This window comes from Leptospira hartskeerlii (assembly GCF_002811475.1).
GTDB lineage: Bacteria > Spirochaetota > Leptospiria > Leptospirales > Leptospiraceae > Leptospira_B > Leptospira_B hartskeerlii.
The window spans coordinates 469,989-495,471 of sequence record NZ_NPDL01000001.1; the positions used below are offsets into that span (position 1 = coordinate 469,989).

At 40.5% G+C, this 25,483-nt stretch carries 25 protein-coding genes and 2 tRNA genes; 19 read left to right on the top strand and 8 right to left on the bottom strand.

Features of this window, described 5'->3' with window-relative positions; genetic code table 11:
- Positions 1–52 precede the first annotated feature (52 nt).
- The gene (locus tag CH352_RS02160; protein WP_100706380.1) at positions 53–1,294 is read right to left on the bottom strand and encodes an MFS transporter; all 1,242 of its coding nucleotides are present in this window, start codon (positions 1,292–1,294) and stop codon (positions 53–55) included.
- A gap of 438 nt (positions 1,295–1,732) precedes the next feature.
- On the opposite strand from CH352_RS02160, the gene CH352_RS02165 reads away from it, so the two are divergent.
- The 3 genes from CH352_RS02165 (at position 1,733) to CH352_RS02175 (ending at position 5,352) form a co-directional block, all read left to right on the top strand.
- Positions 1,733–2,827, top strand: a complete 1,095-nt coding sequence (locus CH352_RS02165; protein ID WP_100706379.1) for an L-dopachrome tautomerase-related protein — start codon at positions 1,733–1,735, stop codon at positions 2,825–2,827.
- A 177-nt stretch (positions 2,828–3,004) separates the two neighbouring features.
- The gene (locus CH352_RS02170) at positions 3,005–4,612 is read left to right on the top strand and encodes a xylulokinase (protein ID WP_100706378.1); all 1,608 of its coding nucleotides are present in this window, start codon (positions 3,005–3,007) and stop codon (positions 4,610–4,612) included.
- 65 nt (positions 4,613–4,677) lie between these two features.
- Positions 4,678–5,352 (top strand): TetR/AcrR family transcriptional regulator, encoded by a 675-nt coding sequence (locus CH352_RS02175; protein WP_100706377.1) that lies wholly within the window; start codon positions 4,678–4,680, stop codon positions 5,350–5,352.
- 226 nt (positions 5,353–5,578) lie between these two features.
- Here CH352_RS02175 and CH352_RS02180 read toward each other — a convergent pair whose 3' ends face one another.
- Positions 5,579–6,493 (bottom strand): NADase-type glycan-binding domain-containing protein, encoded by a 915-nt coding sequence (locus CH352_RS02180; protein ID WP_100706376.1) that lies wholly within the window; start codon positions 6,491–6,493, stop codon positions 5,579–5,581.
- Entirely contained in the window at positions 6,490–8,502 is a 2,013-nt protein-coding gene (locus CH352_RS02185) for a 1-acyl-sn-glycerol-3-phosphate acyltransferase (RefSeq protein ID WP_100706375.1), read from the bottom strand. Before CH352_RS02185 ends, CH352_RS02180 begins: the two co-directional genes overlap by 4 nt.
- A 197-nt stretch (positions 8,503–8,699) precedes the next feature.
- Here CH352_RS02185 and CH352_RS02190 point away from each other — a divergent pair, with 197 nt between their 5' ends.
- The 4 genes from CH352_RS02190 to CH352_RS02205 all read left to right on the top strand — a co-directional run bounded on the left by CH352_RS02190 (position 8,700) and on the right by CH352_RS02205 (position 11,366).
- On the top strand, positions 8,700–9,752 hold the full coding sequence (locus CH352_RS02190; RefSeq protein ID WP_207766665.1) for an ATP phosphoribosyltransferase regulatory subunit: 1,053 nt from the start codon (positions 8,700–8,702) through the stop codon (positions 9,750–9,752).
- 70 nt (positions 9,753–9,822) lie between these two features.
- Complete coding sequence (locus CH352_RS02195) at positions 9,823–11,097, top strand: adenylosuccinate synthase (protein ID WP_100706373.1); 1,275 nt, start codon at positions 9,823–9,825, stop codon at positions 11,095–11,097.
- 104 nt (positions 11,098–11,201) lie between these two features.
- A tRNA-Lys gene (locus CH352_RS02200) sits at positions 11,202–11,274 on the top strand.
- A 17-nt stretch (positions 11,275–11,291) separates the two neighbouring features.
- Positions 11,292–11,366 (top strand) — tRNA-Glu (locus CH352_RS02205).
- Here CH352_RS02205 and CH352_RS02210 read toward each other — a convergent pair.
- The gene (locus tag CH352_RS02210) at positions 11,345–12,259 is read right to left on the bottom strand and encodes a TIGR02757 family protein (RefSeq protein WP_100706372.1); all 915 of its coding nucleotides are present in this window, start codon (positions 12,257–12,259) and stop codon (positions 11,345–11,347) included. The two genes, CH352_RS02205 and CH352_RS02210, sit on opposite strands and share 22 nt — an antisense overlap.
- 23 nt (positions 12,260–12,282) lie before the next feature.
- Complete coding sequence (locus CH352_RS02215; RefSeq protein ID WP_207766664.1) at positions 12,283–13,179, bottom strand: hydroxymethylglutaryl-CoA lyase; 897 nt, start codon at positions 13,177–13,179, stop codon at positions 12,283–12,285.
- A 52-nt stretch (positions 13,180–13,231) separates the two neighbouring features.
- Here CH352_RS02215 and CH352_RS02220 point away from each other — a divergent pair, with 52 nt between their 5' ends.
- Positions 13,232–13,918 (top strand): ABC transporter ATP-binding protein, encoded by a 687-nt coding sequence (locus CH352_RS02220; protein WP_100706371.1) that lies wholly within the window; start codon positions 13,232–13,234, stop codon positions 13,916–13,918.
- A 77-nt stretch (positions 13,919–13,995) separates the two neighbouring features.
- Here CH352_RS02220 and CH352_RS02225 read toward each other — a convergent pair whose 3' ends face one another.
- Positions 13,996–14,619 (bottom strand): hypothetical protein, encoded by a 624-nt coding sequence (locus CH352_RS02225; protein ID WP_100706580.1) that lies wholly within the window; start codon positions 14,617–14,619, stop codon positions 13,996–13,998.
- Positions 14,620–14,682: 63 nt separating this feature from the next.
- The gene (locus CH352_RS02230) at positions 14,683–15,726 is read right to left on the bottom strand and encodes a tetratricopeptide repeat protein (RefSeq protein ID WP_100706370.1); all 1,044 of its coding nucleotides are present in this window, start codon (positions 15,724–15,726) and stop codon (positions 14,683–14,685) included.
- On the opposite strand from CH352_RS02230, the gene CH352_RS02235 reads away from it, so the two are divergent.
- From CH352_RS02235 to purQ, 7 genes are read left to right on the top strand one after another with little or no spacing between them, the layout of a single operon-like run.
- Positions 15,630–16,349, top strand: coding sequence for an ABC transporter ATP-binding protein (locus CH352_RS02235; RefSeq protein ID WP_423789693.1), 720 nt, complete (start codon positions 15,630–15,632; stop codon positions 16,347–16,349). The two genes, CH352_RS02230 and CH352_RS02235, sit on opposite strands and share 97 nt — an antisense overlap.
- A complete protein-coding gene (locus tag CH352_RS02240; RefSeq protein ID WP_100706368.1) occupies positions 16,346–17,014 on the top strand; it encodes a heme exporter protein CcmB in 669 nt (222 codons plus the stop codon). The genes CH352_RS02235 and CH352_RS02240 overlap by 4 nt, the downstream gene beginning before the upstream one ends.
- 46 nt (positions 17,015–17,060) lie before the next feature.
- Positions 17,061–17,744 carry a cytochrome c biogenesis protein CcsA gene (gene ccsA, locus CH352_RS02245; RefSeq protein ID WP_100706367.1) on the top strand — a complete coding sequence of 228 codons (684 nt, stop codon included), beginning with the start codon at positions 17,061–17,063 and terminating at the stop codon, positions 17,742–17,744.
- Between the two features lie 60 nt (positions 17,745–17,804).
- Complete coding sequence (locus CH352_RS02250) at positions 17,805–18,953, top strand: PP2C family protein-serine/threonine phosphatase (RefSeq protein WP_100706366.1); 1,149 nt, start codon at positions 17,805–17,807, stop codon at positions 18,951–18,953.
- Positions 18,950–19,819: a phosphoribosylaminoimidazolesuccinocarboxamide synthase gene (locus CH352_RS02255; protein ID WP_100706365.1), complete on the top strand. Its 870-nt coding sequence runs from the start codon at positions 18,950–18,952 to the stop codon at positions 19,817–19,819. Before CH352_RS02250 ends, CH352_RS02255 begins: the two co-directional genes overlap by 4 nt.
- Positions 19,795–20,043: a phosphoribosylformylglycinamidine synthase subunit PurS gene (gene purS, locus CH352_RS02260; RefSeq protein WP_100706364.1), complete on the top strand. Its 249-nt coding sequence runs from the start codon at positions 19,795–19,797 to the stop codon at positions 20,041–20,043. The genes CH352_RS02255 and purS overlap by 25 nt, the downstream gene beginning before the upstream one ends.
- Complete coding sequence (gene purQ / locus CH352_RS02265) at positions 20,040–20,699, top strand: phosphoribosylformylglycinamidine synthase subunit PurQ (protein WP_086447054.1); 660 nt, start codon at positions 20,040–20,042, stop codon at positions 20,697–20,699. Before purS ends, purQ begins: the two co-directional genes overlap by 4 nt.
- Here purQ and CH352_RS02270 read toward each other — a convergent pair.
- Positions 20,696–21,679 (bottom strand): DUF2804 domain-containing protein, encoded by a 984-nt coding sequence (locus CH352_RS02270; RefSeq protein ID WP_243396275.1) that lies wholly within the window; start codon positions 21,677–21,679, stop codon positions 20,696–20,698. The genes purQ and CH352_RS02270 overlap by 4 nt on opposite strands.
- Positions 21,680–21,882: 203 nt before the next feature.
- Here CH352_RS02270 and CH352_RS02275 point away from each other — a divergent pair, with 203 nt between their 5' ends.
- From CH352_RS02275 to CH352_RS02290, 4 genes are all read left to right on the top strand, one after another.
- Complete coding sequence (locus CH352_RS02275; protein WP_100706362.1) at positions 21,883–23,127, top strand: EAL domain-containing protein; 1,245 nt, start codon at positions 21,883–21,885, stop codon at positions 23,125–23,127.
- A gap of 80 nt (positions 23,128–23,207) precedes the next feature.
- Complete coding sequence (sufC, locus tag CH352_RS02280) at positions 23,208–23,969, top strand: Fe-S cluster assembly ATPase SufC (RefSeq protein WP_100706361.1); 762 nt, start codon at positions 23,208–23,210, stop codon at positions 23,967–23,969.
- Positions 23,970–23,973: 4 nt separating this feature from the next.
- Complete coding sequence (locus CH352_RS02285; protein ID WP_100706360.1) at positions 23,974–25,155, top strand: SufB/SufD family protein; 1,182 nt, start codon at positions 23,974–23,976, stop codon at positions 25,153–25,155.
- Positions 25,155–25,469, top strand: a complete 315-nt coding sequence (locus CH352_RS02290; protein WP_100706359.1) for a Rieske (2Fe-2S) protein — start codon at positions 25,155–25,157, stop codon at positions 25,467–25,469. Before CH352_RS02285 ends, CH352_RS02290 begins: the two co-directional genes overlap by 1 nt.
- The last annotated feature ends 14 nt before the right edge of the window (positions 25,470–25,483 follow it).

Genomic DNA, 25,483 nt, shown 5'->3' on the forward strand with positions numbered 1-25,483 from the left:
ATAGCAAACCTTAAACCGTCCGTCGGAGTAATTCCGACGGACCTTTTTTTATTTATTTTCTGGAAAGTACCTTTGCTTCTAACATTAAAGGAGACTCTTTCAGTAAGAAGGAGAGAGCTAAGTTTAAAACTCCAAGGCCTATAAATATTTTTAAGAATAGATCGATCCCTAAAAAATTCAGCCCTAGAATAAAGAAGATACCTGAGATCTGACCAATCCAAAGTAAAAGTCCTTGGGAAGAAGATTCAGGCGCAGGCGAAGTGATCTCCGCGCAGTATTGGAATCCAATCGGAGCGCCGATCCCGAGCAAGAAGAATCCTATCAAGAACGCTCCAGTTAAAACTAATGTATAGTCGTTTGCTAAGGAAAATAATAACATTCCAGGTAAGAAACCTGCCATAGAGATCACAAGGAAAGGTTGTCTTTTGCCGACCTTATCGGAGATTAATGGAACAAAAATACCTGCGATAATTCCGGACATTAACATCATTCCTGCAATTTCTCCGGACTGAGTCATGTTCAGATGTTTTGTTTCGCAGATTTGGTCTATACAAGTGCTGACTGCATTAAATATTCCTAATCCGATCAAGAACAGAAGTAGGGATTTCCTCATATCCTTTTGGCTTAAGATATGTTTTAAACCTTCGAATACTTTAAATTTGGAATCTTGCAGATTTGCTCTATCCGGAGCAGTTGGAGGCTTCTCTTTGAAGAAGGCCAAAAATAACGCAGCGCCTGCCAAAGCAACCAATCCATAATTCAAAAGAATTCCTGGGATCTCTTGAGGATTCGGATTCACTTCTCCTAACATTCTAGGAGTAATTGCCATTACTAAAATAATACCTACAAACTGAGCCAAGGTCCCGATCGCAACTGCGGTGGCTCTTTCGGTAATTGGGAACCACTGAACACTTACTTTTGTGACTGCGTTTAAGATGAAAGGTTGTGCAATTGCTAAGCCGATTTGAGATACGATCACCATGCTAAAATTATCTGCATACACCCCTTTGCTTAAGGAGAAAATTCCAGTAAGAGCTGCGCCCACTCCGACTCCGATACGAATTCCATAAGTATCGATAATATAAGAAGCGGGGATCGCCATAAGTACAAATACTCCCATAAAGATGAGGGAGAGAAGATCTATCTGAAGGCTTGAAACCTCGTAAAATACTTTAGCCTCTCTGGCTATCGGCGCAAAAGTCAGCCACTGGATTTGGATAATCGCCGTAATTAGTGCGTATAGACCAAGAATAACCCATCTGTAGCCGTATACCTTTACTTGGTTTTCACGCATAGAAAGCCCCGTTTTTATTTAAATATCGAAAGATAATAATTCGCATCACTTTAGGTCCGAGGAAGTCATCACTATATGCTCGGAAGTAACAATGAACAGTATAAGAGGTATATGTTCTAGTTCCAAGCAAATTATAATTTTGGAATAAGAAGTACTTATGATTTTAGTTTCTAATTATAACGACCTCAATATTATGCGAATAATTGATTTTGTGAAATGTAAGACGCATATAAGTAAGAGGTAATTCGATCCTATAATCTCGTTCTTTTTTGCTTAAACACAAGTTTATAGTATATGCTAGTACTTTAAGAAATAAGAAAGTTGTAAGTTTCGATTTTTGAAGAAGGACCGACTTCTTAAATTCGGACGTTCGACTTAAACAATGCGGACGACCATTTTCTTTTTTGCCTTATCATGTAAGGCAGTGGAGAAAATTTCATGTTAAAAAAATGGGCTATAGTCTTTGCATTGGTTTCTACCATCGTAAAATGTGAAACAGGAAATTTAGAAGATAGAACAACGTTACCCAAGTATCCGAATACGTCTTTGGAGAAAGTGATCCAATTGGATCGTCCACCCGGTAATATCAGTGTTTCAGCATCAGGAAGAATCTTCTTCTCCTTCTTCCCCCAAGGATCTCCTCCGATTAAGGTTGCGGAATTAAAAAACGGTCAGGTGCTTCCTTTTCCGAACCAAAACTTTCAGAAAAATTTCAATACTGTTCTTTCCGTGCGAGTGGATGATAAGAATCGGCTTTGGACCCTGGATTATGGCAATCTTGGACTCACAAGACCAAAGGTTTATGCATTCGATATAGAGACTGGAGCTACCATTCACGAGTATGAATTTCCAATTTCAATCGCTCCTAAGGATTCTCTATTCAACGACATGCAGATCGATACAGTCACAGAGACGATCTTTATCACGGATACAAGCCCATTGATTCCGGACCCGGGCTTAGTGATTTACGATATCTCAAACAAAAAAGCAAGACGTCTCTTAAAAGACCATGTTTCCGTAGTCGGAGAAAGAAATGAGATCGTGGTGAATGGATCTCCTTTCCAAGTAGCAGGAGTTTCTATCATATTTAATGCAGACTCCATTGCTTTAGATCAAAATAGAGAATGGCTATACTTTGCTCCTTTCACTTCTGGTGAGCTTTACCGCGCTAAAACCAGTGTTTTAAGGGATTCTACATTGACTGCCGCTCAACTCGCGGCACAGGTGGAACAGTATTCTTTAAAATCAATGAGCGACGGTATCAGCATCGATAAGAGCGGAAACATTTACGTAACCGATGCGGAGCATTCTGCAGTAAATTTGATCGATCCTGATAAAAAGATCACTACATTATTCAAGGATCCAAGCTTTCGTTGGCCTGATGGATTTAGTTATTCTCCGGATGGGTATATGTATCTAACTTGCAGTGCGTTAAACGAAGTGTTTTTACAAACGGATAACACTATCTTAAGCAAGGGACCTTATTATATCTATAGATTCAAACCGGAAGCGGAAGGTATCATAGGCAGATAATCTTTTGCCCTGCACATCTCTGTCGCGATTCTATTGACACGAAAAACCAATCGCATATAACCGCCTTCTCATTTGGGAAAAAATGATTGCCCTTTTTGGGGGCCTTTCCAATCTCCTGATGAGTGAGTGCTCACTCATCAGGTAAAATTCCCAACTGGGTTTCGGAGGATCTACTGCATGAAATCAAAAGTCTATGTTTTGGCTTACGATATAGGAACTACCGGGACCAAAACTTGCCTATTTGAAATAGGCGACAGACTTACTCTTGTATATTCTGCAACCCAAGAATACGGACTCACACTTTTAGAAGGCGGAGGAGTGGAACAGGATCCTCAAGATTGGTGGGATTCTATGAGAGATACTACCGCTCAAGTTCTAAAAGAAACCAAACTTGATCCTGCAGAAATCCGTGGGATTTCCTTCTGCTCTCAAATGCAAGGTCTTGTCTTAGTAGACAAGGATCTGAAACCGGTTCGTCCAGCGATGAGTTATATGGATCAAAGAGCCCGTGAGCAAATGAAAAAAGGAATAGAGCATGGGATCAAGATAGAAGGTTTGAATGCTTATAAACTTCTTCGTTCCTTACAGATCACAGGTGCAGTTGCAGGAAGTGTAAAAGATCCATTATGGAAATATAAATGGGTCGAGACAAAAGAAGCGGAAAAATTCGCAAGAGTCCACAAGTGGCTGGATGTGAAAGATTATCTGACTACTAGATGCACAGGCAGAGCGACCATGACCTTGGATTCTGCATTCGCTACTTTCTTATATGATTCTCGTCCCGGTAAAAGTCGTTGGCATAAAGGACTCTGCAAAATGTTCGGAGTTCGTCCGGAGCATCTTCCTGATCTAATACAATCCACGGATTTGATTGGTGGTTTGACTGAAACTGCTGCAAAAGAACTTGGACTAAAGGAAGGAACTGCAGTTTTCGGTGGAGGCGGAGACGCCACTCTGATCGGGATTGGAGCAGGTGCAGTAGAAGAGGGTGACACTCATATTTATGCAGGAACTTCCGGCTGGGTTTCTACGGTGACTAAAAAAAGAACTGTGGATATCAACGCGAGGATTGCGTCTATCGTAGGCGCAAGAGCAGGTTATTATAATTATTTCGGAGAACAGGAAACTTCAGGTAAATGTCTGCAATGGGTCAAGGACCATCTTGCTCTGGACGAGATAGATGTTTATTTAGAAAAGAAGAATGTAACAGAAGGAGAAGACGCAGTCCACGAAAGTCTCTTCGCGTTCTTATTTGAATCTATAAAGGATACTCCTGCAGGAAGCGATGGAGTCATTTTTACTCCTTGGTTACACGGAAACCGTTGTCCATTCGAAGATCCTGCAGCAAGAGGAATGTTCTTCAATATCGGTTTAGATACCGGAAAAAGAAAACTTATCCGGTCCGTGATCGAAGGTATTTCCTTTCATAAGCGTTGGATCTTGGAATTATCTCATGCAAAAGTTCCAGCTTCTTCTACGATCCGATTTGTGGGCGGAGTCGCACGTTCTCCGATCATTTGCCAGATATTAGCGGATATCACAGGTAGAACGATAGAAACAATAGACCATCCTCAAAATGCGGGAGCGACCGGAGCGGCTGCGATAGCTGCATTAGGATTAGGTAAAATTCATTCTTTTGAAGAGATTAAAAGTTTAATACCGAGCAAAGAAAGATGGAATCCGAATCCTGCAAATAAATCGGTATATGATCGGAATTTTTCCGTATTCAAAAAATTATATGAGGCTAACAAGGCGCATTACGCAATCTTAAATACAAATAAATAAAAAGGACCGAGCGTATCCCACAAGGGGCGAAATGCGCAGGCTCGGTTCTGGCAGGGTGTCAACAGATGAAGAGAATAGAACAGTCCAATCGAGTTCGGGCTAAAATTTTAGAAGTATCCCGAAAACTTTTCGTAAGCGAAGGATATGAGAAGGCAACCATACGTAGGATCATTGAGGAAGCAGAGATCACTACAGGAAGTCTCTATCATTTTTTCAAGAATAAGGAAGAGATACTGCTCGCAATAGCGGGAGAAGTATTCAACGAAGCGGGTGAGACCGCCGAACGCCTGGTAGGCGAGATGGATCCTCCTTTGGTTTTTGCCATGGAAGTAGGATTACAATTCTATCTTTGCCAGAAAAAACTTACCATAGCGGAAACATACTTAGCGGCATATAAGACCCAAGGTGTGATGGATATGATTGGAAATCGGGGCTCTCATAGAAGCAAGATCCTATTCGAAAAATATAATCCGCAGTTTGATGAGCAAGAATACCTAATCCGTACTTTGGCATTCAGAGGAGTATTCCAAAGTCTTTTGGAAGAAATGGTACATTCTGGAAAGATAGACAGGCTTAGAATGATGGCAACTGTGATTCAATTGGGGCTGACCACATTCGGAGTTCCTAAAGAAGAAATGGAAATCGCATTACAAAAAACATTCCGACTTCTGAAAGAAAGAGCCTCCGAGATCGAAGCGTTGTCGGAAGGACTTCTGGAAATTTTCGTAAACGGACGATAATATTTGCTGTCGTTTAGTTTGTGCAAGTTTCGGCCAAACTAAAAGTTTTTCAGAATTTAAAAAGGATTTGGACGGGGCATTGGAGTCCAAGTTTTTGGATAAGATCGTTGATTCAGAGATTAAATTCAGTTTTGATGCCGATTCTCTTTATTGTAGGAGGACTGAGTAGGAATTATTCAAACATTTCCTACTCAGTGCGTCTTATAGGTCGAAATAATAAGAGAAGTTATTTGGTTAGTTGAATTTCAGCGCTGCTATTTCTGTTACCTTCTTCTACAATTTCGAATGTGCTATCTGCCAACGTGGTACATTTAGCATTCGTACTTAAATCCAAAGAAAATGAATTTTCCGACTTATGCTCTACTGTTTCTGAACTCGTTACAGTAAGGTCATCATTAGCAGCCTGTACTTTTCTTAATACATAATTCACATCTATACTAAGCAAACCTCTTTCGTCTTTATATAACTTCCATTTACCCGATATCTCGTTTTCGATATCAACTTGGGCCGGGCTGCCGTGTCCGCCAACAGATCCATTTGGATAAAGATATATGCTACTGCCAACGCCTATGATTTCTATTTGTTTGAAGGTTTCGTTAAGAAAATTACAGTATGCATTAAAATTTATGCTTCCTGAAAACTCATTTTTATCAAATCCTATTTCCGAAATACATATGTCCTCATATTTAGAGCCTTTATGTACATCTTCGATAAAAAATTTGAATTCTTTGCCAGTTAGTGTTTTTCCGAAATTAACAAAGGATTCTTTTTCATCTGGAATCACAATCTCAACTGAATTTCCATCATCCGACTTAATGTTCAGTTTAGCTACCCTACTATTTTTTTCGAATAAGTCTCCTTTCGCATATCCATTCATTATATGCAATAAGCCCAACTTTACCTCTTGATTATAGGTGATAGTAAACTGAGGTTTTTCGTTTCCCGGTTTAACACAATACGGACTAATGTATTTATCCATTAGGTTTTCCGGTTTATATTCTATTTTATTTTCCGTTAAATACCCGTTCGATCCGAATGAAATTTGTAGAGGGATTGGATCTTGCTTTTTGCAAAAATAAGATATAAACCAAAACATGAGTAAGACGGAAATTTTACTAAATTTAATTTGATGATTTTTCATACTCTTGAAAGTCTTTCTTCCATTGCTTCTGCAACTTTACGAACATCCTTCTTATTGATGACCACTTCATAAGCTGCATACATGATCGGAACTTCGTTAGGATCTATCTTCATTAGGTTTGGCATTACTTTTAGCCCGTAGAAACCGTTAGACATCTTTTCGGAAGGCTGACCATTTGCTATATCGTAACCGGTTTTTCTGTCTTTTGCGTCTGTTCCGAAACAAGATAACATAAAGTCGGTGAGTCCGGATAGACCTTGGAATGTTTCCGGTTTTCCCCCCATACTCACTCCCACTTTTACCATCTCATTAAAGAACCGATTGGAAAGATGGAAGAGTGAATTGTCTACATTCCCACCTAAAGTTTGTTGGAAATAACCTTCTACAATTCCCATTACAAGAGCGTAAATTGTTTTGAGTGCTCCGCCTAACTGTACACCTTTTACGTCAGTCGGAATGATCGCAGGTCTTGGGAAAATATAACCTGTAGTTAATAATTTTTGAATGCGAGGGATCAGGCTTTCGTTCACTGCCGCGATCTCGAATCCTGAAATTTTTCTCTCCATGATCTGGTCAGGATAACAAGCACCGGAGATCACTCCAATCCTATCGTCTTCTAATCCTAATCCATGTTGTAGATCATCCAGGATCAAACCTGCGCTCGTAAAACCTTTGATGATATTGAAGAATGGAGCCTTGTTCTTAGAAAGATAAGGTTGCAGATCAGGATAGATCGTATGCAATTCCCAAGGGTTGGTTCCTTGGATAAATAAGGTCGCAGTTTTTAATTCCTCCGGATCGGAAGTGAATACCATATTCGGAGGAAGTTTGTATAGAGAATAAGTCCTGAGATCTCTTCTTTCCGTATTAGATTGAGAAGTGTATTCTTTATCAGGATGGTAAACGAAAACATTAACATCTTTATTGGCAAGTACGGTTGCGATGGCAATTCCCATACTACTATTCCCGATTACCACAACCTTCTCTTTAGGTTCTTTTGGCACCTTGATAAGTTTGTTTTCGTCCCTAGCATCCGCGTTATACAAGTTCCTGTAAATACCGTGTTGGTGTTTATTCAGATTCTGTCCTACAAGCAGTGCCAAGTTATCGATCAGGAATTGTTTTTTGTCCCCATGTTCCGGGAATGGAAGATGTTCGACATCTTTAGGGAAATGAGCCATTTCCTTTTTAGATAATTCTCCGACTAACACTGGTTTGCCGATGGTGAGTTTTCCTGCCACTTGGTTAAAAAGTAAACTTGTGGTAGGAAGGATTTTGTCGGTCTTCTCCAATGAGATTGGAAGAATTACTTTATTCGCAACATAGTGATAAACTGTATCCACAAAAGGCATTAACCTTCCGTCTCTGGATCTGGTTCCTTCGGGGAAGATTGCGGCGATCTTACCTTCTTGTTGTAGTTTTTGAGAATGCCGGAATGCCCTCATATTAATTTTGGTCATCACATCTGAAAGACTTGGGTTATCCGCCATATCTCTCTTGGAGCAGACCAAAAGAGTTCCGAACATATACAATCCAAGTCTAGTAAAATCAGGTTCGTAGGCCAAACGTCCTGCGATGAACACCAGTTGTTCGGCTACTTCTCTACCTTCCGGAGAAGCATGATATAAAAGTTGGAAGATCGCGGGAGCGTCCAAATGACTGAGGTGGTTGGAAATCAATGTAACAGGGTATTTTCCGATCAGAGGCTTTACTGCGGCTAGGTTTTCGATCCCTTCTACCGTAAAAAATTTCATGATGGGAGAAAGGAATTCGATCATGAATTCCCGAGCCTTCTTTTCGGGAGGAGTGTATACACCGATCCTTTCTAACGAAGATGGATCCTTGAAAACATCCATGACCGGAGGCATTGGAGTTACGGAACAAAGATAAAGAAATTTCTGAAGTATCTTTTTAGCTTCTTCTTCGCTCATCCCTGATCTTTTGAATAGGTGAATGTTCTCGAAGAATTCCTTCTGCCATCTTCCGACGGATTGTTCTTTTTCTGCCATGCTACGTCTCTGTTTAAGGTCTTGCGGTTAATCTGGTTTCGGTGCTTAGAGCTCGAACTTTAAGGTTCGATACGCGATTTCCGGAGAATACTTTCTATCCTTGGAAGGCTTATTGTCATTCTATTTTTTGGGAAAAACGATTTGAATTCTACCCTAGTCAAAAGGAACTGTTCTCTGGGGCTTTTCGTAAAGAACAGATGACACATAATCCTCCAGAGTTTAGCGAGAAAAAATGGATCCCGGATGGATTTCATTTTTTTGGACCGAACGAGAGTTCGGAAAGAAGGGAACTTCTAAATTCCCTCGGTTCCAAGCTCCAAGAATTCAAATACTCTGAGGTATTTTTACCTTCTTTTGATTATTCTTCTTCTTTTTTGCTCACCATGTCGGCAGAAGACTCCTCTGCATTATATAGATTCAGGGATTCGGACGGAAATGAGATCTCCCCTAGCGCAGATTTGACTGTTCAGGCGGTAAAAGGTATGGCCGGTTTTGCGCACCGCAAAGAAAACCAACGTATCTTCTATCAGGGAAAAATTTTCAGAGACTATGGTAGAAAGAGCGGATCTAGAAAAGAGATCCTGCAAGTAGGCGCAGAGCATATAGGTGGTTCGGGCGCTCCGGCTATTTTAGGAATTTTGAAAGAGATTTCGGGTTTATTCTCCGGAATTAAACTGCGTTCGCCATTGACTGTTGTTCTTGGTAACGTGGGAGTCTTTCATTCTGTTCTGGAGTCCTTGGAACTTTCCAGATCCGAAAAAAGGCAATTGTCGTTTTTATTATATAGGAAGAATCTTCCTGAGATCCGCCGTTTTCTGGAAACTAGGAATGCTTCTAGGATTTTCCCAGTTTTAGAATCTTTATGTTTGGGATTTGTTTCTCATAAAGAAGATCTAGGTAAAAAATTTGCTTCTTTAGGACTTTCTAATTCTTTCCAAAAGATCATCTCTGAAACAGGAGAAATTATAGATTCTCTTGGTAAAACTCCTGGTTTGGAATTTTGTTCGGACTATACACTTATTCCAGATTTGGAATATTATACCGGATTTGTTTTCCAAGGGTACGTGTCTGGAAGTTCAGAACCAGTTCTAACCGGAGGAGCTTACGATCATCTGTATGAGCTATTCTCCGGAACCCAAAAAGACGCCTGCGGATTTGCGATCAATGTAGACGCATTGGAAATGGTCTTAGAGGATATTGTGGACAATAATAAGTCAGCGGATCATAGAATATCTAAATACATTCTGTAAAATGCAAAAATTGAAATCATATAAATACAATCTGTCAGATACAATAGAAACAGGAATTAAGGAATAATCCATGCCCGCAACATTAGTGGTCGGAACCCAATGGGGTGACGAAGGGAAAGCAAAAGTAATCGATTACCTTTCCAAAGATACGGATATCATAGTACGTTACCAGGGCGGAGCCAATGCTGGACATACAGTGGTGGTTCATGGCAAAAAATACGTTTTTCATTTGGTGCCATCCGGGATCATTTACGACCAAACCGTTTGTGTGATCGGTAACGGAGTTGTTTTAGATCCGACATTCTTTATAGAAGAATGCGATAAACTACAAGCAGAAGGATTTCCTGTATATGAAAAACTTCTGATCAGTGATGCATGCCATCTTCTTTTCCCTTTCCATGGGCTCATAGATTCCGCTAGAGAAAGTTCCTGCACTCCTGATCGTAAGATTGGAACCACTAAAAAAGGGATCGGAATCTGTTACGCAGACAAGATGATGAGGATCGGCCTTAGAGTCGGAGATCTTAGAGAGAGTGATTTCGAGACAAGGCTCCAGCATCTAGTCGATGAAAAAAACAGGGAACTCGTAAAACTCTACGACGGAGAAGAACTCTCTGCTAAAGAAATTTTAGAGAACGTAAAGAAATTTTATTCTAAGATCCAAAAGAATATCATCAATACTCCATATTACTTGGAATCCCAATTAAAAGCAGGTAAAAAAGTCCTGTTAGAAGGTGCGCAAGGAACCGGACTGGATGTCGATTTTGGTACTTATCCTTATGTAACTAGTTCCAATCCTACTACGGGCGGAGCGTTCATTGGATCCGGGATCGCATTCCATCATTTAAAAAGTGTAATTGGGATCACAAAGGCTTATACCACAAGAGTAGGAGAAGGTCCATTTCCTACGGAACTTCATGGAGAAGAAGGGGAAAGACTTAGGACCCTAGGTGCAGAATACGGCGCTACCACCGGAAGACCAAGACGTTGCGGTTGGTTCGATACGGAAGTTCTGAGACATGCAGTTCGTATCAACGGACTTACATCCATTGCACTTACTAAAATAGATGTTCTTTCTGCTTATGATAAAATTCCTGTGGCAGTTGCTTACGAAAGAAATGGCAAAAAACTGGATTGTTTCCCTTCTCAAGGGTTGGATCAAGTAAAGGTGATCTACGAAGAATTCCCTGGTTGGAAGACAGACATCACCGGCATCGGAGAATTCGATAAACTTCCTTCTGCTTGTAAGGATTATATCCGTGCCTTGGAAAAACTGATAGGTGTTCGCATTGATCTGATCTCTACAGGACCTGACAGAAAGGACACGATCGCTTCCGGATTCTAATTCGAACGAAAGTTTTTATGTTTGGAAACTTCTCCAAACTAGTAAAAAACTATATGAAATTCGTTTGACCAGAGAGGGCCGAAAAATATCGTGTTCTTACGTTCGAGTCGTTAGCTCAGCTGGTAGAGCATCTCACTTTTAATGAGAGGGTCTTGGGTTCGAATCCCAAACGACTCAAGCTGAACTAATTAAACGCCGCCATCGTCTAGTGGTTAGGACACCAGGTTTTCATCCTGGTAACCGGAGTTCAATTCTCCGTGGCGGTACCAACCTTCTTCTTCTTTTTCCCATAAATCTTACAAACCTCTTTCAGATCGCAAGACTCACATAGTTCAGCGATATAAACACTTTTACATTTACGTAAGATCCCAAGTCTGCAAAGAGCAAAGTCCATTCTCAAAGGATCTTCCGGATAAATTTTCTGGAAATAATCGGTGACCTCTCTTGATTTTTTGAGATCAGAAGTTCTTCTTTCCGTAATTCCTAAAATATTAGAAAGACGATTGATGTGAGTATCTAAAGGAAATAATAACTCTGAGGTTTTAATCTGTTTATATAACCCCAGATCAGGTTCTTCTTTACGGACCATCCATCTTAAGAACATACAATAACGTTTATGTGCAGATTTAGGATTTCCGAGTCCGATCAAAAAACAAAGTCCGTAGGATTTCCAACCCGGATCTAAGTGGCTTAAAATTTCTGAAAGCCTGGATTGAAAACCTGAGATCCTTTTTTCTAAACCTGTATCTTTAGAATGGATCGGACTAAACCAAGATTCTAAAAATTTCTCTCCCGATTTTTCAATTTCCAAATAAGCCAATCGGATTGCTTGTAAGAACAAAAGTATGTCCTTCTCTTTTTGGAAACGATAAGGTCCTAATTGGTTTTTCCAGATCTTGGTTCCATGATTGAGTAAATATTGTTTTGGATGTTTACCCATCGGTTCCAAAAGTCTGGAAAGAAAACCTCGGATTGCTGTCACATTCCCATAGGCGAATAACGCGGATAGGAGTCCTACAAATTCTCTATCTTCCGGAGAATCATATAGATAACATAAAAATAATGGATCAGAATCTAAGAATTCAGGTTTGGTATAGTTCTTATATAAAAGATCAAAACTTTTCTTTAGGTTTTTCTCTTTGGAAAGGGGAGAAGAGGGCATATTTCGCTCTTAGCGACTTCTAATTAAGAAGCCGCTTTTGCTTTTAATGCAATATAGGAACGAGAAGCCAGTTTTCTTTGTAAGATTCCTTCCATAAATGCAGAAGCTTCCAATAATTTTGAAAGATCTATTCCTGTTTGAATTCCTGATTTATGAAAATAATATACTAAGTCTTCTGTGGCTAAGTTTCCGGAAGCACCTTTAGCATAAGGACAACCTCCTAGTCCTCCTGAAGAAGAATCGAAGGATCGAATTCCTAATTCGTAGGATTTTTGCACGTTGGAGATTGCCATTCCGTATGTATCATGAAAATGTCCTGCTAATTTATCCGCAGGAATTTCTTTCAGAAGAGTATTGAGTAATTTGTCTACTTCTGCAGGAACCGCAGTGCCGATTGTCTCTCCTAAAGAAATCTCGTATGCGCCTTGGTCCAAAAGTATTTTAGAAACTTCTAAAACCTTTTTCGGATCGATTTTTCCTTCATAAGGACAATCGATTACTGTAGAAACATAACCTCTTGCCAGCACTCCATCCTTCTTTGCTTCCGCAAAAATTTCTTTAAAACCGTCTATGGATTCTTGGATGGTTCGATTGATATTTTTTTTGGTGAATGATTCCGAAGCGGCTGTGAATACTGCTACTTCTTTAAATCCGGAAGAGATTGCAGCTTGGTATCCTTTTAAATTGGGAGTGAGCGCGCTAAAATGAACATCCCCTTTTAGGTCCAACGAAGCGGAGAGTTCTTTTGCATCTCCAAGTTGAGGAATGTTTTCTTTTCTTACGAAAGAAGTGGCTTCTATATGCTTTAGGCCGGCCGCGACTAGCTTCTGGATATAAAGTAATTTATCCTCTGTTGGGACCTCCGACTTTTCATTTTGGAGTCCATCTCTTGGTCCTACTTCCGTAATTTTCAAACTCATGTCTTTAAGGGATTGGTTGTCAGAATTCTAAGCAAGCACTAAACCGGTATCCGTGTCCGAGAAAAAAGAAACGATCATCGTTTTGGAAGATGTTTCCCTATCTTCTCCCGAAAGAACCTACTTGTCTGGGGTGAACCTACAAGTAGAAGCAGGAGAATTTCTCGGAATTTTGGGCCGTTCCGGTTCAGGAAAGTCTACACTCTTGCGACTAATATTAGACCTTCCGATCCCTTCTTCTTGGAAAAAAACAGGCAGCATTCAAATTTTTGGAAAATCTAGAAAGGATATCCCGGCCAGATGGATCCAACCGGTTTTTCAAGATCCTGTTTTGGGTTTTAATCCACTTTGGACCTTAGAAAAAAGTTTAAGAGAACCCTTACAATTACTCAAAGAAGAAAACTTGTACGGATCTTTGCTAGAAAAATGGATCCCAATCTTGGGACTTGAAGGTAAAGATAGAAATCGCCTTCCTTCTTTTTTTTCAGGAGGAGAACTCCAGAGATTTTCTCTTCTTCGCGCGCTGCTTTGCCGCCCTAAAATTTTATGTTTAGATGAAGCGACTTCCGCTTTAGATCCAATCTTGAATCATCAGGTTTTGCAGGCTCTTTCCGATCTGAATCAGAAAGAAGGAGTTACCATTCTTTGGGTAACCCATAATATAAAATCTGCGAATAAATTCTGCTCTCGTATTGTGGAGATGGAAGAATTGAATTCATCATCGGCCGCACCCGCGAATTGAGAAAGACCTTCTTCAAATAAAAAACCCCAAGGCAATAACACCTCAGGGTTTCAACAAAACTAGATCGAAAGAGTTTTTTAGAACTCTATATGATATAAGTTTTTGCGGTCTTTTTTGTCCTTGTACAAAGCTAATAGAATGTCTATCCGATAAATGGAAGAACGAAGACTTGCTTCTAACAATCTGAGAGCTTTGATCTGGTTTTCGAGAGACATCTCGTTGAGTCTGGTCACTTCCGTTTTTTCAAAAACTTCGTGAGTTACCTCGCTCGATTTTAAATCTGTCGGTTTGAAGACTATTTTTTTATTCTCGAACATCACTTCGTAATAGATCCTTTTACTTTCGGATGCTAAAGTGATATCGGATACCTTTCCGCTGTTGAACTGGAATGTGATGTACTTAAACAAATTGCTTTCGTACCCATCCTGAACTTGGAAAGGAATGTCTTCCGTGACAATGGTTTGGCGTTTCTCATACTTCGGCATCAGGACCACGAGTATATCGTGTTTGCGCTCTAAGTCTTTTAATCTTTCGTTGATCGTTGTTTCCAGACCTACGATGATTTTTTTAAGAGACTTAGTGTACTCGCTTGTCTCGTCCTGAAATACGTCCGCCTCGTTGACCTTTTGTTTCTGTTGGGCCAATAGTGGAACGAAGAAGAAGAGGGTCGCCAAAGCGAAAAGCCTGGTTTGGTTTTTCATTGGATCCTCCGTCTCAAGATTGGACGGATTCTTTTCGTTTGCCAAGTCTTTTTCGGGTTTGGGCTATTGGCCTTCCTTCTCCGCATCCTCGTCAGCGGCCTTGATCTCTGCGAATCTTTTTGCCAGGTCCCTTCTTCTTTCTATAATTTTTAGCGAGAATTCAGTAAAGAAAGGGTCATTGGGGAATTTTAATAACTCCTCATATTCTTTTGCAGCCGTGACATAATCGCCTATCTTACTCGCGGTCTCCGCAAAATAAAAATGGAATTTCTTATTATAAGGTCTCTTCTTCCCTTGGTCGTCGTACAGATCCGTATTTCTGAAGATCTTGTAAGCGTAGTAATCTCTGCCGCCCATAATCTCCAAACGTGCTAGTCCCAGCTTGGCGTCCGGACTATTCTGGTCTATGGTTAATGCTTTTTTAATATAAATCTGGGCTCTATTCTTTAGATCCGTTTTGATATAATGTTCCGCGAGAAGGACTAACGCCTCAGTTTGGAATTGATTCAGCTCGACTGCTTTTTTATAATATATGACTGCTTGTATTTGTTCATTTAGAAGTTCGTAAAGAACTCCCAAGTGCATATAAGTTCTATAATACTTAGGGACTTCTGCGATTGCGTATTCATACTGAAAGATCGCTTTTTGGTATTTTTTTTCTATATGATAGGCTCTTCCTAAATTATATCTAAAAGCGAAGAAGGAAGGATCGAATCTCATTCCTGCTTCCAACATGGAAATTGCCTTCTCTCTTTTTTTAGGATCCGCAGATTGTAATAATCCTACTGCTTCATTATTGAAGATTCCGCAGTTTGTGATCTGTTTTCCTTCGTATTCAAAACTTGCTTTGGACGGGGTAGGTGCACCTTTCCAATGTCTGCCTGCTGCTACTATAAAGTCCTGCTCCGATCTGGCCAGACTTCCGTCTTGATAAAACTCAGGATCTAGAAAATCATTCTCACCCCAAAGTATACCTGCGTATTCGGAGTCTCCTATCTTGAATTGTGCAAATGTTATATTGGGAAAGATCAATAATAAGAATATGCAGAGTGACTTGGCAAAATTTAAGCCTTGTAAATACTCTTTTAAAAGGGAAATTGTCCTCATTGGTCCCATTACAAACATCGATTCCAGTATTGGAATGTTCTAACCTATCGTACAATATCGGACGAAAATCGGTTTTAAAGAACGTTTCCTTCTCCGTTTTTCCGAACGAAGTTTTATTTGTGAGAGGAATGAACGGTTCCGGAAAGACTACATTGCTTAAGTCCATTCTGCAACACGATAAATTCAAGGGCCAGATCAAATTCCCTTCTTCCAAATCCGCTAAACTTTCATACTTGGGTCACGATTTGGGTTTATATACCACTTTAAGTTTGGAAGAAAATTTAGAATATTTCAAAGGGATTGCGGGAGATTGTAGACCGGAAGATCAGATCATTTCTTGGTTAAAAGATTTTCGTCTTTGGCAAAGAAGAAAGGACCCTGTTTCTTCTTTTTCGCGTGGAATGAAGCAGAAGGCCGCATTAGTTCGTGCTCTTTTGCCTAACGTGGATCTTTATCTTTTAGATGAGCCATTAACTGCCTTGGATAGCGAGGGAGAATCCAAGGCAAGATCCGTTTTAGAGAATGTTCTTGATTCTTCTTCTATCATCATGGTGACTCACGATCCTAACTTTACTTTGAATGCCAAGTCCAGACTTTTGGAATTGGGAGAAAATTCGAAATGAAAGCGATCTTAGCTCTCATCCGAAAGGAGTTCCGTCTATTAGGGAAAGCGAGTAATGGAATATTATCATTACTCGTTTTAGTTTCTGCGATGGTGTTTTTATTCCATTATGCTTTGGAAAGGAACGGCAAAATTGATCTGATCGCACTCATTGGATTAAAGTGGGCCATTTTATTTGTCGCATCATTCGTATTAGTCGGTCAGTTCACCTGGGAAGAGAGAGAAGCGGGTGGTGGAACCGCGAGCAGACTTTTTATTTCTCCTTGGATTTTATATTTTTCTAAATCGATTTTAGTATTTATCGCATTGTCTGCGTCCGCCATCTATCTTATGGGACTTTTTGCCCTGATGTTCTCCGCATTCCCCGCGGATATAAACGAATTCGGAAGACAGATCGTATTCTTCTTTCCCGGTCTACTATGCCTTTCCTTTTTAGGAGTTTGTCTTTCTCATATTAGTTTGTCTTCTCGCTTGAAAGAGATACTTCTTCCGTTACTTCTAGTGCCTCTTTCTATTCCGGTATTTTTATATGGAATGGAAGCTGAGAGAAAATTTATCTCCCAACCTTTTTCCGCCTTGGTGGGTTCTTTTTGTCTGATCTTGGCATTCTCTTTTTTTTACGGTTCCATGGGTGCACTTCTGGTAGAAATGACTTCCGACGAATAGGATTCTTCTTGATACAATTTGCGGATACCTGCACACTTCCAAGCGTATGAATATTCGCCTCCTGCATCCCGCCTGGGACTGGATACTCGCTCTTTTGTTTTTATCGATTTTTCCGTTTGCAGTGCTCTTAAGTTTGTATTACCCGAATGTGATCTTAGAGCAGGGGATCTCTCATAGGATTTTTTATTTCCATGTGCCTGTTGCATGGGTGGCCTTGTATGGTCCCGGAATTTCTTCCATCTGCGCGGTTGCGTATCTGGTGACTAAGGACAGGATCTGGGATACACTTTCGCTTTCGGCAAATAAGATCTCTCTTCTATTTGCGATTGGTGTTTTATTTTCAGGACCGATCTGGGCGTACTTGGCTTGGGGAACTCCTTGGGACACGACTGATGCTCGTCTGAATTCTTTTTTTGTTTTGGTACTTAGCCTTGTGGCTTACTTTCTATTGCGGTTCTTAGTACTGGACCAAACTAAGAAGTATATCTTCTCAGCTTTTTTAAGTCTGTTTTGCAGCGTGAATGCACTCTTAACCTGGGGGGCAATTCGTTGGATGGACAACCCTGGAAATCACCCTTCCTCAGTATTGGGGAAAAAGGGAATGGACCCGGATATGAGGATCTCTTTTTGGCTAGGGATTTTGGCCTATCACCTACTTTTTTTGATCTTATACCGAATAGTCTATCGTTTGGATAAGATCAAAGCGGTGAGAGAAGAATTGTTGGATTGAAAAATTCACTCAATTTTATAAAATACGAATTTTGTAATGATAGGAACATAGGAACGGATCGTGGATAGAGAGAAGCAAGAGAGCCAATTGAATTATTCCGACTATTCTATCCTTGCGGTTGACGATTCGGATATCAATCTCAAACTTTTAGTTCACACATTAAAACCTCTTGGTTTTCAGGTTTTAACTGCGATGAATACGGAAGAGGCACGCACACTTCTCGCGACCAACCAAGTCGATGTGCTTCTTTTAGATGTTAGTATGCCCGGCCAGGACGGATTTTCCTTCTGTAAGGAACTTAGAGAAATAGACAGATTTAACCTTCTTCCTATTTTATTTATCACAGCTTATAATAGAGAGTTAGGATTCGATGAGGCAATTGCTCACGGAGGAGATGACTTTCTCCACAAACCTTTCCAGCCGAAAGAATTGGTCGCAAAGATCAGAGCATTTATCCGGATCAAAAATCTTCAGGACGAACTTTTACACCAAAAGAAAAAGTACGAAAAAGAATTGGTGATGGCAAGAAGGGTTCAGCAAGAACTCGTTCCCGAAAAACAATTGGAGTGGAACGGCTTTAGTGTGAATTCAGTCTTTCATCCTCTTATGCAGATCGGCGGCGACTTTATAGACGCGTGGATAGAGGAAGATAAACTCCATGTGTTTATTGCAGATTGTTCCGGGCATGGTCCTTCCGCAGCGCTTCTTTCTGCGATGGTAAAGATGCAAGTTTCCAATTTAGGAAGAAGTAATACTCTTATAGAAAAAGTCAAAACTCTTCGCCAACAATTGGAGAAGATCCTACCGGAAGATTTTTCCATCACCTTCTTCTATGGTATCCTAGATAAAAAAGGCAATTTTGAATATGCCAACGGAGGACATCCTCCTCCTCTATTGTACAATAACGGTAACGTCGAAGAATTGCCCGGCATGGGACCTCTTATCATTCCGATAGAACTTGGGACAGAAGACGAATTTAGATCTGTAGTCTTAGAAAAAGGCGTTTCTCTATTACTTTACACGGACGGGGCCACTGAAATAACGGATGAGAACTATAATATTTTGGGCGAAGAAAGTCTGAAGAAGATCCTGAAAGAGGCCGTGGAATCCAAAGAAGATATTCTAAATTTCTCTTTGGAAAGAATATTGGCACATTCGGGGAATATGACCCACGACGATGATATCGCTCTCATGGTTATCCAAGGATGAGCGAACTCCCAAAACCTTCTTATATTGGCAAAGTCAGAGACGTATACGATTTAGGAAATTCCCTGATATTATCTTCTACGGATAGGATCTCAGCATTCGATGTGGTATTCCGTCAGATCGTTCCAGGCAAAGGAAAAGTTTTAAACAAGATCTCCGCAGAATGGTTCTCCTACTTTAAGGATATTCCGAATCATATCATAGAGACTGATGTCTCTAAATTCCCTTCTCCATTCAAAGATCATCCGGACTTAAAGGATCGTTCTGTTCTTGTAAAAAAATGTAAGCGGATCGACTTCGAATGTGTGGTCCGCGGTTATCTTTCCGGTTCCGGTTGGAAAGAATACAAACAAGACGGCACACTTGCTTTTAAAAAACTTCCTCCCGGTTTGAAAGAGTCCCAAAAACTGGCTGAGCCAAGTTTTACTCCTGCGATCAAAAACGATACAGGGCATGATGAGAACATCTCTGAAGAGAGAATGAAAAACGAGATAGGATCCGAACTCTTCTCTATTTTGAAGGAAAAATCGATTTCCCTCTATACCAGGGCGGCTGAACTGGTAGCAGGGGCCGGGATTTTGCTCTGCGATACCAAGTTCGAATTCGGAATTTGGGAAGATAAGGTCATCTTGATCGATGAGATTTTGACTCCCGATTCTTCCAGGTATTGGGCTGAAAGTGTCTATGTTATCGGGACCACTCCGCCCAGCATGGACAAACAGATCTTACGGAATTATCTGGAAAAGTCCGGTTGGAATAAAGTTCCGCCACCTCCGGATCTGCCGGAGAGTTTGATTGTGGAATTGCAAGCGGCATATAAGGAAATACAGGACCGACTATTAAAATGTTTATCGCAAGAATCAACGTAACTCTAAAAGAATCAGTTCTCGATCCTCAAGGGAACACTGTAAAATCCACTCTGCAAGAACTGGGCGAAAAATCAGTCCAAGACGTAAGAGTCGGAAAATACATCGAGGTCAAATTGGATTCTCCGGATCTTGAAACTGCAAAGAAGACTGTGGCTAATCTTTGCGAAAAACTTTTAGTAAATCATGTGATTGAAACTTATCGTTCGGAGATTATAACTGAATGAAAGCTGCGGTAGTCACTTTTCCAGGCTCTAATTGTGATAATGATATCGTAAGAGTTCTTTCCGAATTCTATTCCGCGAAAGTGGACAAGGTCTGGCATAAAGACCAATTCTCCGAAAAATACGATCTGGTCATTCTTCCCGGAGGATTTTCCTACGGAGATTATTTGAGATCCGGAGCAATGGCTCCTTTTTCTCCGGTAATGAAATCGGTAAAAGAACATACCGATCGCGGTGGAAAACTATTCGGGATCTGCAATGGATTCCAAATTTTAGCGGAAGCCGGTTATCTTCCTGGTGCATTGATACGTAACAGAAATCTAAAGTATGTTTGTAGGACCATCGGTCTTAAAAAAGCTTCTAACTCAAATAAGATCAGCGGTAGTTTAGCTGACGATAAGATCTTAAGAGTTCCTGTGGCTCATGGAGATGGATGTTATTTCGCTTCCGCTGAGATCCGCAAGCAACTGAAAGACGAAGGTCGCATTTTATTCCTGTATGCTGGTGACAATCCGAATGGAAGTTTGGATGATATCGCTGGGATCTGTTCTCCTGATTTCAAAGTGGCTGGTATGATGCCTCACCCTGAAAGAGCGATGAATCCGATCACCGGAGAAATGGACGGTAAAACCGTTTTAGATCTTTTGATCGCTTCTTAATTCTGGATTTTTTCTAAAATCGCGATTCCGTTGGAGACCTTTTCCTTTTTGGATTTGGTCTTGATCCATCCTGAAACCGTATATAATGTTTTTATAAATTTTTCAGATCCAAGATTTTTGGGCCGGGAGAAGCTTGCCTCAATCTCAGGTTCTAACTCCAATTCCAATTTGGAATTTTGATCTTGGACGATCTTACGTTTTCCGTTTCCTGACCAAACAGCATTTCCTAGATCCGAAACTTCTCCAATTGTCCAGGCTATGATCTCATCTTCCAAATAGAGCTGAACCTTCTTCTTTGCAGAAACATTCAGATAGATCCGGTTTTCCAAAGGGAACGCTTCCGGACTGTAACCTTTTCCGACAGTATAAGATAAAAGTCCGTTTTCCAAAGAAACAGATAGGTCGTTCCAGGAGAGCTGACCTTCTACTCTTAAATCAGGAGAATGATTTTTAAAGACCCAATCTTTGCCGGAAGGAGAAATTTGAGTGAACCAGCTCCCTTTATTCTTATCTCCAGTATAAGCAAGTGCATCCAATTGGAAGTTCAGATTTTTTTCCCAGATGGCAGAATGAGTATAACCTTGGCGAATATTATCATCCAATCTGAAATTAAATCTTTTGTCTGATTTAGTAAAACTCCAATAACCGTTCTTAAAACTTCCTTGGTGGATAAAGGAAGAAGTCCCACTCTCTAAAAGTGAGATCTCTTGGAGATTTCCAGTCTCTCTATTCCAGAGCAGAAGATTTGCGCCTGATTTAAATCTGGTTGCGTAGATCCTGAGTTCTAAAAAGATTTTTTCACCCAGTATATCCACGAGCACAGAGTCCACGGATCTGAATTTGGAAAAAAGTCCTGCGCTGTATTCTTTGGAATTATCGATCTGGACCGGACCAAAATATTTTCCAAATAAAGGTTCTAATGTGGAAGGATGAAGAATGGAGCCTAAATGTTCTTTCATAGGTTGTTCATCTAATGGCAATTAGTCGCCTATTTTCTCTCATGGAAAAACCCGTCTAAGACGGGTCTTTGTAACAAAAGAAAACAAATAATTTGCCATAATGTAGGAAAAGAATAAGAAAAAAAGGGGAATTTTCCAAGCTTTCGTCTTCATTCCTAACGCCGTTTCAGGGAAATATGCTTGTGTGTATTCTTCAACTGGATTCTAGTAGTGAGGGAATCTGCATGCTCGCCGAATACGAGTCACAACAAATTCTATCTCTGGGAGAAGGTTATTATACCCCTCATTACCAGCCGATCTTAGACGTCGGAAATCGTAATATTATAGGTTACGAGGTTTTAGGCAGAGTCTTTTCTCCCGAATCCAATAAGTATCATTCTTTAGGTTATCATTTTCATAATCCGGATACCGATACTGTCCGTCTAGTTCATATTGATCGCATCATTCGTGAAAAAGCGATCAAACATGTGAAGGAAACTGGTCTCAAGACTAAAATTTTTCTAAACATGATGCCTAATTTTCTCTCCATGGTCTACACAGGAGAAGTGTTGGATATCAAACGACTGCATATTCTTCACCTCATAGATAAGTATGATATTAACCCGAACGATATAGTTTTAGAGATCACAGAAGATAAGTTCGAAGGGAATATTGAAAAACTTTTATATATAGTAAGCCTTTTTAGAGAAAGAGGGATCAAGATCGCTGTCGACGATCTTGGAGTCGGTTTTTCCAATTTGGAAAGGATCGGTTACATCCACCCTGATATTATGAAAGTGGACATAAAAATTATGAGAGAGAGCCTGAACAGGCGCTCTTTCAAAAACGTTTTGTCTGCGATCTCAGAAATGTCCCAAAGGCTCGGTTCTCAACTTCTATTTGAAGGTGTGGAAAACGAAGAAGAATTATACCTTGCTCTATCCATGGGAGCCAATCTTCTTCAGGGTTTTTATTTCTCTCGTCCTGCTCTTGACTTTCAGGACAAAAAACGTTTTAATAAAACTCTCAAAACTTCTCTCGAAAAATTCTCCGGACTTAGATTCTTAGAGATCCTGGAAAATCTCAGAAAAGAACAATCCTTTTTGGATCAGTTTGTGAACTTATTCAAAGATCTGGAGACTTCTTCGGAAGAGAAGATGACGGAAGCATTGAGTAGTATTCTGGATAAACTTCCTCTAGAGACTACATCTGTTCTGGTCACCGATATGCATGGTTATCAGGTAACTCCTACTTTCAAAAGAGAGGCATACGATCTTCCTTGGACAAGATTACTTACCGAGGTCGGAAATAATTATGCTTGGAAACCTTTCTTCATCCGTCATAAGGCAGAAACCTATCATTCTAGCCGAGTTTCCGGATTTACTGAACCTTTCCATGATATAGAAACCAAACGCCAATATGTCTTATTCACCCTGAATCTGGGCGAGAATTACGTTCTCATTCTCCGCCTAGACTGGGAATCCTACTGAAGTCCGGCTCCTTCCAAACATCTTTCCTATTGATCTCCGCCTCAGGCATAAAAACATAGTCCTAGGCAGGGGTCCTATACGTGGCGGAACTACTAAAAATTTCGAATCTTCGCGCCGGAGTGGAAACCGAATCCGGTGAAGTTCAGGAAATCCTAAAGGGAGTCGACCTCACTATCAGCGAGGGAGAAGTCCATGCCATCATGGGCCCTAATGGCTCCGGAAAAAGTACCTTATCAAATGTCATCATGGGCCACCCGAAATATAAGGTGATCTCTGGGGATATATTTTTCCGAGGGGAATCCCTTCTCGAAAAACCGACTGATGAAAGAGCGAGAGCAGGTATCTTTCTTTGTTTCCAATATCCAACTAGTATCCCCGGTGTAACGATCGGAAATTTTTTACGCACCATTTTAAAATCAGTTCGAGGAAAGGACTTACCTGTAAAAGAATTCCGCAAAGAACTTAAAGAGGCCACTGCTTTATTAGAAGTTCCTGATACTTGGATCGGAAGATACGTGAATGACGGATTCTCCGGCGGCGAGAAAAAAAGGAACGAGATCCTTCAAATGACTCTTCTCAAACCTAAACTTTCAGTTCTGGACGAGACTGATTCAGGTTTGGACATAGACGCACTTAGAATTATAAGCGAAGGGATCACTAAAAACAAATCAGCAGAAAGATCCATACTCCTGATCACACATTACCAAAGAATGTTGAACTACGTAACTCCTGATTTCGTTCATGTTTTTGCGCAAGGTAAGATCCTCAAAACAGGCGGAAGAGAACTTGCTCTGGAATTGGAAGAAAAAGGATACGATTGGATCCTAAACGGAGCGAACTAAAGGAATGCTTTTGGCGGAATCTATTTCGGAGTATATCAAGGAGAAGAAGGAGCCTTTCATTCTTACAGAATTCCGTACTAACGCCGAAAAACTTTTGAACGTCGCCGTATTCCCTGATTCTTCTCTTGAATCGTGGAGAAAGATCAGTCTTTCTAATTTTAAAATTTCAGAATATACCAAAGTTTGTCCTGATTCCGCCGTAACTGTTTCCGGAAATGCAAAGGTTACTAAGTTACAGGATCTTCCTTCAGAAAAACTTTCGGAAGTCTTAAAGAAAGTCGGACCAGCAGTTTCGTTTTATTCTAAAGAATGGTTTCCACTTTTTGTATTTTCCAGGTTCACTCACGCGTATTACATACAACTTGGTTCAGACCATTCTTCTTTTCCTGAGATCAAAGTTGAATGTAAGGATGGAAATATCATTCTTCCACTTCTGATCGTAGATGCTTTTCCGGGAGCAAAATCTAATTTTCTGGAAAGATGGGAATCACCTTCTCAGAAAGATCTGCTTTTAATGAGTGGAGTCACCGTTCTTCTTACTCCTCCTAATGGAGATTTTCAATATTCCAGTTTGGAGAATCTGGGGGATTCTACTTTTCATTTTAGAGCTACTTACGGAGTTCAAGAGAAGGATTCCAAATTTCATGCGACTCTTGCTTCTTGGGGCGGATATAAGGGTAAATCATTCTATGATACGAATGTCGCCGGCAAAGGGTGTTGGACACGTTATGTGGGACTTTCTCCTTTAAAAGCGAGAGAATTCCAAGACACGGAAGTTCGCATTCTTCATTCTGAAAGCCATGCGCAAAGTTCTATTTTGTATCGCACAGTCGTAAGAGAGAAGGCACATCATGTTTTTACAGGGAACCTTCATATACCTTCTCATTGTAAAGATGTGGGTGCGATCCAGATTAATAATAACCTTCTCCTGGACAGAACTGCAAGAGCAGAATCTATTCCTAAATTAGAAGTATTCGCTGACAGTGTAAAATGTGAACACGGTGCCACAGTCGGAGAAATAGACGAAGAGCAATTATTCTACTTAGCGTCCCGAGGTATCTCGGAAGAAGAAGCTCGCAAAATGATCGTAGAAGGTTTTTTGAACGAAGTTGTCCGAGAATTTCCTTCTGAAACAGTTCGCGAAGAATTATCTTCTATGATAGAATCTAGGATGTTGGGCGAGTAATGGGCGAATTTCAGAAACTAGCGAAACTTTCCGATCTGAAAGAAGGAGAGGTATTCGTTGCAGAAACCCGTTACCACAGGGTAGGATTGACTAGACTGGGGGACGAAGTCTGTGCATTCGCGGATATTTGCACCCATGATGGTGAGGATATTTCGACAGGAGATTTGGAAGGGGACGTAATTGTTTGTCCAAGACATTCCGCAAAGTTTAATATCCGCACCGGAAAGGTACTTTGTATGCCTGCGGTAGAAGATTTGCCAGTCTATAAGACTAGAATCGTGGGTGACGAAGTCGAAGTAGAGTTAGAGGATTGACATGGGAAACCGAG